This window comes from Cyclobacterium sp. L-R, assembly GCF_056859355.1.
In genome coordinates this window covers 1-15,826 of record NZ_JBSXOH010000080.1, presented here as the reverse complement: position 1 = coordinate 15,826, position 15,826 = coordinate 1, and the positions used below count along the sequence as shown (strand labels likewise).

The following is a 15,826-nucleotide window of genomic DNA, read 5'->3' as shown; positions in this document are numbered from 1 at the left end:
GAAACAAAGATTTATTCGTTTATTGAATACCAAACAGTTTATAAACGTATAGCAATTGTAAACTGTATGCAAAGTTGCGCCTAATTTATGAAATCTAACCATTTTAAAAGCATATTTAAATTTATTATTAAATTAGTATTTATATTTTGTTGTATAAGTACTCCCATAACACTTTATTCTCAAGGCTTTAATAACAATGAGTGGATCTTTGGATATTGTGAAGGAGGGGATAATAATTACATCTCTTTCGGTAAGGATGGTAAAGCCAAGGTTGAAAGCCTTTCTGGGGATATTACACTAGGAAAAGCCAATACGGCCATGGCCATTGATCCTATAACTGGAGAAATATTGTTTTATACGGATGGGGCATTGGTTTACAATTATCTCAATGATGCCATGCAGGGTGTTGTAGGTGAGCTGGGAGGAGTAGAAACAGCCCGGCAATCCGTAGCTATATCGGCACTTGATTATGATCCTAGCCCTGGTGGATCCAGAGATTTTTATATTTTCTACATCGATCCGGCTGGTCAGCTTCAATACAGTCTGGTGGACATGAACGATCAGGGTGGAGCACCTTCTAATCAACCAGCGGCAGGTGCTGTGTCACAAGGTGGCACAGTGGGGGATGCCCAAGGAGCAATTTTAGCTGTCAAATCCGGTAGTTCACCTGATTATATTGTCAGCTATGACAATGGTAATCTTACAGCCAAAAGGCTGGAGGATCAGCCGGGCCAGTTCACAGCAGCAGATACATTATCCTTAGGATCAGCATCGCAGACAATGCTTTTTGATGAAGATGCTGGTGTATTGTATATAGTTCCCAACAATCCGGGAGAAGACTTATTAGTGGTTCCTTTTGATGCTGATTCAGGTTTGTTTGGGACGCCGGAAGCCTTGCGAGGTACTGGTGGTACTGAATTAATTACAGGTTTGGCCATCTCTCCAGATGGAGATTTTCTGTATTATTCACAAGGCGATGAATTGAAAAGGTTTTTTATAAGTGAAGAGGAGATTGCTCCAGAGATTCCTGCTAGCCAAATTCCTGATTCTACTGCTGTTTCATTACCCCTTACCGCTGAAATTTTTAAGATTTATGATGTTAAATCAGGCCCTGATGGACAGCTCTATTATATTTATGAAGAGGTAGAGGGTGGACCTCAGTATGTTGGCAGAGTAAGCAATCCTGATGAATGGACAATGATAGGATTGCTTATTGAGGAACTTCCTTTTAATGGGAGTGATTTTTGTGGAACTGTTTTCCCTCAATTTTCACCAAATATAGATTTGGGACCAGTGGTGGATTTCACCTGGGAACCGGAGATGCCTTGCATGAATACTTCTATTCAATTGACAAGCGAAGTTACCCCGTTGAATTACCGGCCAGTAAGTTTTGAGTGGGAAATTTTGCCACCCCTTACGGATGAAGATGGAGAAGAGATTGAAATGGACCTTTCAGTTGAACACTTGTTATTGCCACAGGAAGCTACTTCCGAACAACAAGTGACCGTAAGTCTTACCGTTACCTATGCCAACGGGGAAACTGGGAATGTGACCAAAAGCATTTCCTTAACAGAAAATAATTTGACGGCACAGTTCAGTCCCTCAGATACCACCCTTTGTGAGCCATCGTGTATTGATTTGATGCCATTGTTAGAGGCGCAAAGTGAAGGTGAAGACGGAGGTCAAGGTGGGCAACAAGGAGGCGGAGGTCTTGGAGGTGGCACAGGTGGTCAAGGGCAGGGAGAAACGAATTATGAATATTTCTGGTCCAATAAAAGAGATGAAGGATGGGGACCGGAAGCGCCTAATGAAGTTTGCGAACCAGGTTATTACTGGGTTTTGGTAAGAGAACAAGGATCTACTTGTTATGCTTATGCAGGAATAAGAATAAAAATTTGGGACATTGAGGACCAAAGCAATAATATCTGGTATTTTGGTGATGGCGCAGGTTTGGATTTCAATAGAGATCCAGATGATCCAAATGCATCAACTCCGAGGCCTATTGAAACCCCACACCCGCAGGATATTCCAGCAGGTGTGACTACCGTTTCAGACCAAACAGGGCAAGTTCTGTTTTATACGGATGGACAAACCGTTTGGGACCTTAATGGTGATCCAATGCAAAATGGCGAAGACATTGGCGGGGACAACCTTTCTAGCAGTAGTGTATTGGCCGTTCCCATCGCAACAGATGAGACCCTTTATTACTTATTTACTACTCAATTGGGAGCAGGAGGTCAGAATGAAGTAAGGTATTCTCTGGTAGATATTAAAGGTGATAACCCTGATGGTATAGGAAATGTAGTCACCAAGGACAACCTTTTATTTAGTCCCAGTACCCAACATTCTGCAGCTTTTAATTCTGGAGATACCATCTGGGTAGCTTTTCATGAAAAAGGGAACAATACTTACCGCTTATATCCCGTGAATGATGATGGCATAGCCCAGCCAGTTTTTAATTCGGTTGGTAGTAATTTTGATTTTGGGGATGGTTCAGGTACCATGAAGTTTTCCTCTGATGGGGAGAAGGTGGCAGTCACCTTTAAGGAAGGTGGATCCAATAAGCTTGAAATCTTCGATTTCGACCAGGAAACTGGAGAAATGACACCTTATGCCTTACTTGATTTGGGTACTGAGGGAGATATTTATGGATTGGAGTTTTCGGATGATACCAATAGGGTTTTTGTATCCTATACCAATGGAGGTCCGGGTATTGAAGAATACTATATACAAGGTTTCGAAGAAACAGATAACAGTGATCCGGAAAATCCTGTTACGACAGTCTGTCCTGATTGTTTTGAGGAAGCTAAATTTCAGACCGAAATAGAAAGTTGCATCTTATCTAGTAAAGCGGTGATTTCGGGTACTGAAAGTTTGCCCTTAGGCGCATTGCAGATTGGTCCGGATGGGCAGATTTATTCTGCGGTAGTAGGATCCAACCAAATAGGTCAAGTTCAGGTTGGTGGAGCCTGTAACCCCTCGACCTTTACCCAACAGGGCGTAGCACCAATGCCGGGTACAACAAATTTAGGATTGCCCTCATTTGTCCAAAACTCAGGAAGTTCCATTCCAGACCCAAGTCTCGATGGGCCAGATAGGCTTTGTCTGGGGAATGATATTGGAGCCAGAGGAGTTTTTGAAGGTGGTGGTGAGCCAGATATTGATATTTATAATTGGACAATATTTGATGCCGAAGGAGAGGTGGTTGATGAGTTTTTGAATGGAGGAGAAGATTTTCAAGAGTTGGAATATTTCTTTCAGGAAACAGGTGTTTTTACTGTACAATTGCAGGTAGATAGGTGTGGAGCACCTTGGGAAGAAGTGTTTACCCATGAAGTAGAAGTTGTTCCTTCCCCTGTAATCACGCTGCCTTCTGAAATATCTCTTTGCGGAGAGGAAATAACATTGGTAGCGGTTGATCCTGATGATTCAAGAATTGGTGAATATATATTCCGTTGGGTAAATGCAGCAGGAATAGTGGTAGGAAATAGTAATGAGTTGACGGTCACTGAAGAGAGTATTTATACAGTGCTTGTAGCCTATGATATTCCTGAAGAATTCAGAGATGAGGATGAAGAATATCAGACTTGTCCCGTCAGTCAATCGGTTTTTGTAGGTCCACCCTTTGAGTTTACCATTGATCAGTCAGCAGCCGCTGTCTGCTATGGTGACTCCGTGAGCTTTTCTCCGGATACACCAGTATCGGGGACTTGGTCCATACGGTTGGGGACAGAGGCTGAATATAGTGTTATCGGAGAAACGCAAGAGCTGAGCTTGAATACAGGAGACCTGGAAGGACCGGGAACCTATGAGTTATTGTTTCAAACAGCCGATCCACTGAATAGTAACTGTACAGTAGAAAGAACAGCTACTTTAGAGGTGACTGGTTTGCCTGAATTTTCTGTTGTAGATGTTGATCCTTCACAGAGTTGTACGGTTACCAATGGGAGCATAGTCGTGGAGGTCGTTTCACAATTGGATAGCTTGGTTTTAGTAGGGGCAAATGATGTGTTTAGGGATATCCAACCAAATACCCAGCTTAGCTTTGACAATTTGGCTCCCGGTAACTACACCTTTACAGGTTATATTGGATCTTGTGAGATGACTCATTCAGCTGTAGTGGAAAATAACACACCACCAGATGATCTTGTCTATACGGTTTCCACCCTTCCTGAGTCTTGCAGTGATTCAGGGCCTCAAAATGGGGCTGTAGTAATTGTTTTCGATGGGGATCCAGTTTCAGGCGATTACACGATTACAGATTTGGCTACAGGGGAAAAATTCAATGCCACATTTAGTGATAGATCAAGTATTAATGTAGTACTTCCAGCGGGTACTTATTCTGTTGAAGTCGCTAATGAATTGGGCTGTACTGTTCCAGATCCAGGAACCTATGAGATTGTATCAGTAGAGGAAGAGGTAGTGTTATCAAGTCCTGGTTTTTGTGGAGGAGTAGTGATAACGGAGATTTTGGCTGAAGCTGATTTGTCCTTTGTAGATAAAATTGAGTGGTACAATGTAGTAGGGGCTTCAAAAAATTTGATTGTAGGTGAAGAACAACTCACTCTGATGGTAAGTAGTCCAGGGACTTATGAAATTCACTTATTAAATGCTGCGGGCTGTCTTTTGGGAACTGGACAAATTACAATTAATCAATCCGATTCGACACCACCATCTTTACTGCCAAATTATGACATTTGCAAATCTTCAAATGACCTGGTTACGCTTGAAGTAGGTAGTTGGGACAGTTATGAATGGTCTAAAAATGGATCTGTAATTAGTTTGGACCCTTCCTTCACACCCATTGAGGAAGGAAATTATGAATTAATGGTGATTGATTCAGAGGGATGTGATTATACCATTAACTTTACCATTACTGAAGTATGTGAAGTAAATGTGGTCTATCCGAATGCCATTAGACCTGGGGATGCAGATAGGGGTTTTCTGATTTATACCACTGGACAGCTTGATACCCTTACGGTATTAATTTATAACCGATGGGGAGAATTGATTTATTTCTGCGAACAGGAAAACATAGCTGAGAGCATTTCTGTTTGTGCTTGGAATGGATTGGTCAATGGAAGAAAAGTACCTTCGGGAACATATCCTATCGTTGTTAAGTTTACCAATGAGAAACAAAATATTAACAAAATAAAAAGAGACGCAATTGTCGTCATTGAATAGTATATGATAGTATTGATTTCCCCAGCCAAAACCTTGGACTATGATCCTTCAGCTGTTAGTATTAAAACCCAACCTGAGTTTAAGAAGGAGATTGGCCAATTGGTAGAGATAATGAAAAAAAAGTCTCCTAATTCCATTCAGAAATTAATGGGGGTAAGTGAAAATTTGGCGGAGTTAAATGCAGAACGATACCAGAGATTTTCGGAAGTTTTCAACGAAGAAAATTCAAAACAGGCCCTTTTGGCTTTTAAGGGTGATGTATATACCCATATAGACGTGGCCTCTTTTTCTGAAGAAGATTTTTCCTTTGCCCAAGAACATTTAAGAATTTTATCCGGACTTTACGGGCTTTTGAGGCCCATGGACATGATTCAGCCCTACAGGTTGGAAATGGGGATTAAATTGAAAAATAAAAGAGGTAAAAACCTCTATGAATTTTGGGGGGACAAAATTACCAATGCACTTAATGGAATTGCCCTTGGGCAACCTGTGATTAATTTGGCATCGAACGAATATTTTAAGGTAGTAAAAAAGAAAAAACTAAAATCTAACCTAATTAGCCCTGTTTTTAAGGAATATAAGGATGGGACTTACAAGAATATTGGGATTTTCTCTAAACAAGCAAGAGGGTTAATGACGGATTTTATTATTCGGAATAAAGTGGAGGATCCAGAGGTACTTAAAACTTTTAACGAAGGCAGGTATGAGTACTCTGAAAGTAAAAGCAATTCTGAGGAATGGGTTTTTATTCGGTGAAATAGTGGTGAAATCACTTTTTAAATAAGTGGACTTCCACCCATTTTAACCCGAAATATGCAATAGACATCCTATTACATGCTGAAATCGCTTTGAAATCAGCCACTTCATTGCTGTTTTCAATTTCACCATAGCGGTGCTATGCTAAAATCTCCAAACAGCCTGATTTTCTTGCGATTGCAACACTCATCACGAATCCTATTACATAATCCGGGTTTAAAAAGATTTTAATCCTAATTGGATAGAATTTTGGAAGTTGTAATTGAAAAAAGGGAATTTGATATTTTAATACTGTAGGTATTGTTTCTTAATTATTATCTTTTTTCAAATTTTCGAAATATTTAGTGGGTGTTTTCCTCTTTTTTTCAGATTTATTTGGTAAACTTGGGAAATTTAATTTTTGAAATATGATAAGCGTAGACTTGATTGCAGGGGCTCGCCCTAATTTTATGAAAATTTCTCCTATTATAGATGCGATTAACGCAGCTGCAGGAGAAGGAAAGGCAATAACTTTTAGACTGATTCACACAGGTCAACATTACGACAAGAACATGTCTGGAAGCTTTTTTGAACAATTGGGCATTCCAGAACCGGATGTAAATCTAGGAGCAGGTGGTGGAACCCAGGCTGAACAGACAGCAGCTATAATGGTCGGTTATGAAAAATTGCTAATGGAAAGTGCCAAGCCTGATCTTTGTCTTGTAGTAGGAGATGTAACATCTACCATGGCCTGCGCCATAACAGCTCAAAAACTACATGTTAAAGTAGCTCATGTGGAGGCGGGAATTAGATCAGGTGACTGGTCCATGCCCGAGGAAATTAACCGAATGGTTACTGATAGCATTACCAATTATTTTTTCACAACTTCAGAAGTTGCCAATGAAAGCCTCAGGAAGTCAGGAATTGGAAATGAAAGGATTTTCTATGTTGGAAACACGATGATTGATACTTTACTCAAGCATCAACCAAGGTTTCAGCAACCAGAAGTCTGGAGTGAAATTGGTCTGGAAAAAGGCAAGTACATTGTCATGACCTTACACAGGCCTGCCAATGTGGACCAAGAAGAAAAACTAAAAGAACTTATACAAGAAATTATTGACCATTCAGGAGGTTTGCCTTTAGTGTTTCCGGTTCATCCAAGAACCAAGAAGATGCTACAGAATCTAGGCATTTCTCATGAAAGGTTACACATGATAGATCCTTTGGGATACCTGGAGTTCAACTACCTTGTACAAAGTGCAAAAGCGGTTGTGACAGATTCAGGTGGAATAACGGAGGAAACTACAGTAATGGGTGTGCCATGTATGACCTTAAGAGACAATACAGAAAGGCCTGAAACCATCACTGAAGGCACCAACGAACTGCTAGGAACAGACCCTAAAGCAATTAAGCCAGCCATGGAGAAATTGTTTTCAGGGAGTTGGAAGAAAGGTCAGATTCCTCACTTATGGGATGGTAAAACTGCTAAAAGAATTGTAGAAATTTTGGTGGATAAGCTAGGTTAATTTAGCTGGAAGAAACAAAAATACATTTACTGCCCTTTCTGACAATAAAAGATAATTTCATTTTCAGGAAGGGCATGCTTTTTTATTAGCTCTTCAGGAAGGTTCCGAACAAAATTATTTTCTAAAACCTTTAAGCCTGATTGGCTAAGTCTTTTGGCATAATCTTTACCGTACTTTCTTACATGGTCACTTTGCCCAAAGACCTTTTCTCTTTCTATGGGATCTGTAATAGAATTGTCTTCTAGGGTAATTTCCTGCTCATAGACGGGTGATTGTATAATTCCCCAACCGTTGGGTTTTAGTACCCTATTGATTTCAGCACAAGCTTTCAAATCATCTGCCACATGCTCGAGTACATGGTTGCAAAAGACTACGTCAAAAGAATTATCAGGAAAAGGAATCTGGTGAATGTCCATTTTGACTTCTGCCAAAGGGGATTCAATATCGCCAGTGATGTATTTAAGGTTTTTTAATTTTTTAAAACGATTCAGAAAGCACAACTCGGGGGCAACGTGAAGTACTTTTTTTTGCGCTGAAAAAAAATCTGTTTCTCTCTGTAAAAACAACCACATGAGACGGTGTCTTTCTAAACCCAGACAATTGGGACACAGTGCGTTTTCACGGGCAATTCTCCCGTAGGGAAGGAATTTACTAAAGCTTTTTTGGCAAATATTGCAAGAAACATTTTTGCCCCTGTAAAGTATTACGGCGATTTTTAAAAAAAAATGGCTAAAGAGTTGCAGGTACTTTCTAGGAATATGACGAATTGTCCAGCTAATCATTGATTTCATATTGCAAATATATAAGGTAGCATTGAAATGGCACTTTGTTTAATCCGAAATATGCAATTGTCATATTGATAAGAATAAAGTCAGTATCCTATCTACTTAATTAGTATTCATAAAACAGGTTAGTGTCAATCAACCTTTTAATTATGATAATACCCTTGTTTGGTTTTTCTTATTTAGGCAAAATCTTATCGAAGTGTTGGATTGACCAAAGATAAATCCTCGTTTTAGGTATGGGATTTGTGGTATAATGGACTGATTTTTTTTTTATTATGTGGTTTTTTTAAATAGGAAAGATGGATTGTGAACCTTATTGATAAATAAGGGTTTAATAATATTCACCGCAAAACTTGTGTCTAAGGTTGTCGTTTCAATTTAAATGTCAAGAAGACACTTTAGTTATTATTCTAATGGCTATATAAAATGCTATGTGGGGAAGACTTAGGTTACAAAATGTTTAAATTTGAATGTAATTAACTTAATCAAAATGAAAAGGAATCTGATATACGTCGCCATAGGGAGCATATTAGTCATAGGAGCCTTGTATTTTTTCTTTGCCTCAGGGAGTACTGGAGTAGAAAACAACATTCTCGCTACTGTAGAGCAAGGAGAGTTTCGTGTAGAGATTACCACCTCAGGTGAGTTGGAAGCACTACGCTCAGTACAAGTTTTCGGCCCTGCCGAAGCAAGAAGATTCCGTATTGGTAGTTTTACCATTGACAAAATGGTGGACGAGGGTACGGTTGTTCAAAAAGGAGATTTCATTTGTTCTATTGATAAAACTGAGCTGTTTGGACGACTTGAAGATCGACGATTAGACTTAGAGCAAACTAGGGCCCAGTATGAACAAATTCAATTGGATACTTCTTTAAACCTTAGGGTAGAAAGGGACAATATTCTTAATCAAAAATACATTGTTCAGGAGCAAGAATTGATTTTGGAGCAGTCTCAATTTGAGCCGCCAGCAATTATCAAACAAAATGAATACAATGTTGAAAAGGCCATAAGAGAGTTGGATCAGGCTCAAGAAAGATACAGGATAAAAACGCTTCAGGAAAAAGCCAGGATGATGGAGATCGCAGCCAAACTTAGGGAAGATGAGTTGGAAGTGAAACAGATGGTTGAAGTACTGGATAAATTTGTTGTCACAGCCCCACAAGATGGGATGGTTATCTATGTGGATTATAGAGGGACTAAAGTGAAAGAAGGTTCTCAGATCAACTCATGGAATCCAGTGGTAGCAACTCTACCTGACCTTACCACCATGCAAAGCATTACCTATATCAATGAGGTGGACATAAGAAGGGTGAAAGTAAACCAGCAAGTAGAATTGGGAATGGATGCTTTTCCAGACAAGAAATATACAGGTGAAGTAAAAAAAGTGGCCAATGTAGGTCAACAAAGGCCAAACTCAGATGCCAAAGTATTTGAAGTGATCATCGAAGTAAATGAAAGCGATCCACTGTTGAGGCCATCCATGACTTCCAGTAATACTATAATTGCAGATAAATTAAATGATGTTTTGTTTGTTCCTTTAGAAGCTGTCAATGTTGCCAATGACAGTATTAATTATGTTTACTTAAGGAATGGTACCAAGCAGGAAGTATTGTTAGGTATGACCAATGCCAACGATGTAGTGATAGAAAAGGGATTGAATAAAGGTGAATATGTTTATTTAAACACACCTGATTGGGGTGAAAACATTGCGATTAATTTGCTTGAGGAATTGAATGGAAAGAGGAATTTAGACAAGGCAAAAGAGGAAGAAGAGCCTTTGGCATCAGCCACTAAATCTTATTGACGCTTATGTAATTTTTTCACATTAAATAATTGAATCCTCAGACAAACCAATCAAAATATATGTTCAATGAAAGGTTATTAGCCAACTTCCACATTGCTTTCGAAGCCGTTTTAGCCAATAAGGTTCGCTCATTATTAACGGCATTAGGAATTATTTTTGGAGTTGCTGCCGTAATTGCGATGCTCGCTATCGGCACAGGTGCCCAACAGGAAATCCTGGAACAAATTAAGCTTGTAGGAGTCAATAATATAGTAATAGAGCCAATAGTAGAGCAGATAGAGGAGCAGGTGGATCAAAATAGTGGGATGGATAGGGAGAAAAATAAATTTTCTCCAGGACTAAAGCTTGAAGATGTTACTGCAATTAAAAATATCATTCCGGGAATCAACAGAATCAGTCCTGAAATTGTCATGGATACCTATATAGTAAAAAGTGGTATTAGACGATCAGCAAAACTCGTAGGAGTAGATGTTGCTTATTTTGATGTACTCGATTTTCAATTGAAGGAAGGGCGAATGTTTAGTGAACAAAATCTCGTTCAAGGAAATCCAGTTTGTATTATAGGCAGAAATGTGGCAGCTAGATTTTTCCCCAATGAAAACCCAATAGGTAAAAGAATAAAAAGTGGTAGTCAATGGCTGGAAGTAATAGGAATTCTTGAGGAAAGGATAGTCTCCGAGTCCAGTATTTCCAAATTAGGCATAAGAGATTTTAATATGGATGTGTATATTCCCATTCAAACCATGTTGATCCGCTACCGAAACAGGGACCTGATTACAGAATCTCGATTAAATGATTCAAATGGAAACACTTCTAATAATTACCACCAAATAGATAAATTGGTAATTCAGGTGTCAGACAGTGAGCTGCTTAATCCCACAGCGGAGGTATTGGCCAAAATGCTTCAAAGAAGGCATTTTAATGTGGTAGATTTTGAAATAACCATCCCTGAGCTATTGTTAAAACAACAACAACGGACACAAAATATTTTCAATATTGTTCTTGGAGCAATCGCAGGCATCTCTCTTTTAGTTGGCGGAATTGGGATTATGAACATCATGTTGGCATCAGTAATGGAAAGAATAAAAGAAATTGGCCTAAGACTTTCGTTAGGTGCGAAAAAAACCGATATTGTCAATCAGTTTTTATTTGAATCTATTATGATAAGTGTTAGTGGTGGCCTAATAGGTGTGATTCTGGGAATTGTTCTGGCACATTTGGTGTCCACTTTTGCAGATTTCCCTACGGTCATTACCCTAAGTTCTATTATTCTGTCTTTTGGCGTAGCTGCCACTGTAGGATTGGTATTCGGTATCACTCCAGCGAAACGTGCGGCAAGCCAAGACCCTATAACCTCTTTGCGCTATGAATAAAAAATATTTAATTGTTACGGGTATCTTTCTCATTCTGACTTGTTTTTCTGTTCGTGCTCAGGAACTTGTAAGTTATACACTAGAAGAGATTATTGAAAGAGCGAAAAACCAATCTCCTGCGGCATTGAATGCAGATACAAGAAGGGAAAACAGATACTGGACCTATAAACTTTACCAATCAGACTATAACCCACAATTGAATCTGGAAGGAACACTGCCAAGATACTCTCAGGCCTTCAATAGTGTCGAACAACCGGATGGAACCATTGAGTTTCGAGAAGTCCGACAAAATTACGCAGATCTTGAGTTGGGATTGCGACAGGTAATTGCCCCTACTGGCGGCACATTATCCGTGAATAGTTCAACAAGTAGGTTTGATAATTTCCTAGCGGCAGACAATGAAAACCAGACAAGGTGGAATGGGGTTCCGATTAATGTTCGTTTGATTCAACCTATTTTTGCTTTTAATCGGTATAAATGGGATAAGAAAATTGAACCCTTCAGGTACGAGGAAAGCAAGAGGGAATATGTTGAAGAAATGGAGCAAATAAGCAGGATAGTGACCCAAATGTTTTTCGAGTTTCTCATTGCTCAGGTAAATTTGGACATTGCATCTTTAAACTTACAAAACTCAGAAGCTATACTAAAGATTGAGCAAGGGAGGTACAATATTGGGACTACCTACGAGGATAAATTGCTCCAAGTAGAATTACAAGTCCTTGAAGCCCGACAAGCGGTTGCGCAGGCGAGGTTAGATATGGAATCCTCTTCCTTATCACTAAAATCCTATATTGGCTTGAATGAAAACACTACCTTAAACTTATTATTGCCTAGTGATATTCCTGATTTTGAGGTCGACGTACAAAAGGCCATTGAATATGCTTTCCAAAATCGATCGGATGCGATCAGATATAAACGACAAAGAACTGAAGCTGAAGCTCAAGTTGCTCAAGCAAGAGGAGAAAGATTTCAAATGAGTTTGAATGCCAGTTATGGATACAATAAAGCCGACTTGATGTGGTCAAGCATTTATTCGAATCCAAATACCCAAGCCTTAGTGAGTTTAGGTATTAATGTTCCTATTCTTGACTGGGGCAGGAATAAAGCCAGAATGAGTATGGCCAAAGCTGATCAAAAACTGACTGAATTTGAAATAGAACAGGAAATCATTAATTTTGAACAAGAGATTTTTACCAAGGTAAGAAAGTTTATCATGCTTATAGACCGAGTGGAGATTACTAAAACTTCTGACTTGGTGGCAGACAAACGTTATGAGATCTCATTCAGAAGGTACCAAAGTGGAAATGTTACAATAACTGACCTTGGCATAGCTCAGCAAGAAAAGGATAAAAATAGAAGAAGTTATGTAGAGTCTTTAAGAGATTATTGGATGGCATATTATGAGCTTCGTGAGCTTACCTTATTCGATTTTGAAGCAGATAATCTATTATATACGCCCGATATGGGCTTTTTGGAAGACTGATTTGATAGCCAATTTTTAAGCTTATAGAAGCTTGGGTTTTGTTAGCACCTATTGCCTGAAATAGCTTACATTAACAATTATTCCATTGTGTGAAGTTTCCCTGAAAATACATGTAAAGTCAAAGATTTAAAATAAAAAAAGCATCCGGATAAAGGATGCTTTTTTTATGGCTTGCTAAGCGGGAATGAAGTATCCAATTTTGAACCCGAAATAGGCAATAGACAATCTATTACGTGCTGAAATCGCTTTAAAATCACCCACTTCGTTGCTGTTTTCAATTTCACCATAGCGGTGCTATGCTAAAATCTCCAAACATCCTGATTTTCTTGCGATTGCAACACTTCCCGTAAACACGGGACAGGCTTCACCCCTGACTATTGTCAGGACGGAGAAATTCTATTACATAATCCGGGTTGAAAATCCTTGTTCTAATAATTCAGTCTTAATGTGGCCAAGGTTTGGTAATTCTTTCTTTGATATAAGCCTTATAAGAATTCCCTAAACAATAGACTCCTGCGCCAAACAGGAGAGCGATATGAAAAAGACCATTGTTATAAACCCCTAGTATAGCACTAAAGGCATCCATAAATGAATTCGTTTGGAGAATATGGTCTCTTACCCATCCTATCGAAAATACCACCCGAATAAAGATGGACAATAATGCCAAAATACCTGCTCCAATTCCAATTAAAGGTTTCTTATAATGAATAAGCAAACCAAAAGCGGCAAAGGTCTCTATGGCAGCTAGAATTATTGACCAAAATAGGTTGTATTCCAGAGCTCCAATAAGTTTTAACTTCGTAAATCCCCCAAACAATAACAGACATGCAAGGGAAATTCTGATTATATGACCTCCAATGGCCTCAATTTTCAAGTATTTTAAGAATGTTTCCAAGTAATCAATATAAGAATTAAACCCAAATATTTCATAATGGATGTGTTTTTTATTCCCTTAACGAATTAATAGAAGCATTAATAATAGGGGGAAAGGAGAATTCACCCTATATCAAAACAGCATAGGAATCATTTAACTTGAATCAATGCAAGGCTTCCGTTATCTACTGGCGGTGCAATAGAGCGCTTATCTCCACCATCGAGGAGAATGCTTTTCCCCCAATTGGCTTCTTTTAGGCTTATCCAATTCAATTCAAATTGTTGGGGATAAGAACTTAGGTCTAGCTTTACTTCTCCTCCTTCAGGGAAATAGAGCAAATAAGTTTCACCTGCCTTACCGGTCAGAAAAGCTTCATTTTCCTCACGGTCGGATAAATTTTCCATCATGGGTTTCAAATCCCATAATTTAACCTTTTCTTCTATTTTTCTCATGGTTTTAATGCTTTGCATTGACCAATTGCTTAATCCCAAACCATGGGGAGGTCTATGGAATCTGCTAGAAGCAAAACCTCCTAAAATATTTCTAATAAAGGTACTGACGGCATGCTTGGTAGAGATGCCTCTGGAAAGCCAAGGCTGGTGTGCATCACTACCATAAATTTTGACTGAATTCACTGGTCTTGGTCGCTCCTTTATATAAGCAAATACATACTGTGCATTGTTCCAGTTTTCTTCTTCTATTTTATGGCTGTTTTGTGAGATGTCTATAAAGTCATACTTTTCTGGATGATCTAAAGTCCTTTTATGTTCTGCGGATGTAAGATCCCAGTGATCCCACATTTCTGTCATGTTAATGTTCCTATCTCCAGATTTGTCCCTTAAGAAAGCAGCCCAATAACTTGCCCATTCTTCCACACCACTTGTTTCATTGTCCAAGCAGTAGAGGACATTGTTGTATTGTAGAGAAATGGAAAGCAGCTTTTCTACAAATGCTTCCTGGTATTTCAAAAGTACCTTATTGTCCTGAAGGGTAGGGGGAGTGAAAAAGAAAGGTTGTTTGTTTTGCCCCGGATGATCGGGATAGAGGCTATCCAAGCTTGCTTGTTCGTAGGTGTAATTCACATTGTTTTTAGGGTTGTAGGGGTCTTTTTGCCATTGTTCTCTGGCATGGTCGAAGCGGTCCCAAATCTCTATTTGAACGATAATGTCTCTTTCTTTTGCTAGTTGCAACAGGTTTTCAAATCTTTGCCAGTATTTTGGATTCCATTGTTCAAGGTCATACTTTCCTTTCTCATTTTTATAGAAGGCCTTCTCATCAGTTTCATCCCGGTCACTCATGGTATTTCTGATATAATTACCCCCCACTAGCGCTAGACTGTCCAGGTGAGAATTCAAATGAGCCAATTGAAATAAATTGTCATTGTCACTTGCCCCTAATAAAAGCACAGGCTTTCCCTTATATTCCCAATAGCTTGGGTTTTCTGACCAAGGCTGAATGCCTGTTGGTAGTTGTTCTTCTTTGCTTTCAATTTTGTTGTTACAACTAGTTATCAAAAAGAGAAAGCATAATGGAAGGATAAAGCTGGAGTAAGGAAGTTTTTTCCAGTTTTGATAAATGCGGATGTTATTGTGGCAGGATCTTGAAGTAAAGTTGAGTCGAGGCAAATTCTGCCCTTTGACCGTTTTATGAGATCTTTCAGTTGAGCGCTTCATGGTGGTAGCTGTCATATTGCCGTATTTTATTCTTATTCACTAGGTTGATAATTTTCAGATAAGCATAATAATTATTTTAGCACAAGAATTTTTTGTAATATCCAATTTAAGTTATACCTCTAAAGTAACATTTAACCCGAAATATGCAATAGCCATTCTATTACGTCCTGAAATCGCTTTAAAACCAGCCACTTCGTTGCTGTTTTCAATTTCACCATAGCGGAGCTATGCTAAAATCTCCAAACAGTCTGATTGTCTCGTCCTGAAAATGGTTGACACTTTTGTTTTTCAAATATAGTAAGTGTTTTAATTTCTAAGAAGTTTCATTTAACTTACAGTACCACGATAAAGCGGAGGCAAGCTCTGCTGAGGAGCAACTTGCCAAGGAA

General features: G+C 38.9%; 9 protein-coding genes. 6 read left to right on the top strand and 3 right to left on the bottom strand.

Annotated elements, in window-relative coordinates; translation table 11 throughout:
* The first annotated feature begins 87 nt into the window (after positions 1–87).
* The 3 genes from AC13EX_RS14780 (at position 88) to wecB (ending at position 7,445) form a co-directional block, all read left to right on the top strand.
* A complete protein-coding gene (locus tag AC13EX_RS14780; RefSeq protein ID WP_482893273.1) occupies positions 88–5,184 on the top strand; it encodes a T9SS type B sorting domain-containing protein in 5,097 nt (1,698 codons plus the stop codon).
* Between the two features lie 3 nt (positions 5,185–5,187).
* Positions 5,188–5,940, top strand: coding sequence for a peroxide stress protein YaaA (gene yaaA, locus AC13EX_RS14775; RefSeq protein ID WP_482893272.1), 753 nt, complete (start codon positions 5,188–5,190; stop codon positions 5,938–5,940).
* 407 nt (positions 5,941–6,347) lie between these two features.
* Complete coding sequence (wecB, locus tag AC13EX_RS14770; RefSeq protein ID WP_048642355.1) at positions 6,348–7,445, top strand: non-hydrolyzing UDP-N-acetylglucosamine 2-epimerase; 1,098 nt, start codon at positions 6,348–6,350, stop codon at positions 7,443–7,445.
* A 26-nt stretch (positions 7,446–7,471) separates the two neighbouring features.
* On the opposite strand, the gene AC13EX_RS14765 is transcribed toward wecB, so the two are convergent.
* Positions 7,472–8,236 carry a class I SAM-dependent methyltransferase gene (locus AC13EX_RS14765; protein WP_482893271.1) on the bottom strand — a complete coding sequence of 255 codons (765 nt, stop codon included), beginning with the start codon at positions 8,234–8,236 and terminating at the stop codon, positions 7,472–7,474.
* 484 nt (positions 8,237–8,720) lie between these two features.
* Here AC13EX_RS14765 and AC13EX_RS14760 point away from each other — a divergent pair, with 484 nt between their 5' ends.
* Genes AC13EX_RS14760 through AC13EX_RS14750 form a run of 3 tightly spaced genes read left to right on the top strand, consistent with a single transcriptional unit; the run spans position 8,721 to position 12,890 of the window.
* Positions 8,721–10,034, top strand: a complete 1,314-nt coding sequence (locus AC13EX_RS14760) for an efflux RND transporter periplasmic adaptor subunit (protein ID WP_048642357.1) — start codon at positions 8,721–8,723, stop codon at positions 10,032–10,034.
* Positions 10,035–10,093: 59 nt separating this feature from the next.
* On the top strand, positions 10,094–11,407 hold the full coding sequence (locus AC13EX_RS14755) for an ABC transporter permease (RefSeq protein WP_482893270.1): 1,314 nt from the start codon (positions 10,094–10,096) through the stop codon (positions 11,405–11,407).
* Entirely contained in the window at positions 11,400–12,890 is a 1,491-nt protein-coding gene (locus AC13EX_RS14750; RefSeq protein WP_482893269.1) for a TolC family protein, read from the top strand. The genes AC13EX_RS14755 and AC13EX_RS14750 overlap by 8 nt, the downstream gene beginning before the upstream one ends.
* A gap of 442 nt (positions 12,891–13,332) precedes the next feature.
* On the opposite strand, the gene AC13EX_RS14745 is transcribed toward AC13EX_RS14750, so the two are convergent.
* Both AC13EX_RS14745 and AC13EX_RS14740 read right to left on the bottom strand, forming a co-directional pair.
* On the bottom strand, positions 13,333–13,785 hold the full coding sequence (locus tag AC13EX_RS14745) for a hypothetical protein (protein ID WP_048642360.1): 453 nt from the start codon (positions 13,783–13,785) through the stop codon (positions 13,333–13,335).
* A 128-nt stretch (positions 13,786–13,913) separates the two neighbouring features.
* Positions 13,914–15,452: a hypothetical protein gene (locus AC13EX_RS14740; protein ID WP_482893268.1), complete on the bottom strand. Its 1,539-nt coding sequence runs from the start codon at positions 15,450–15,452 to the stop codon at positions 13,914–13,916.
* Positions 15,453–15,826: the final 374 nt, after the last annotated feature.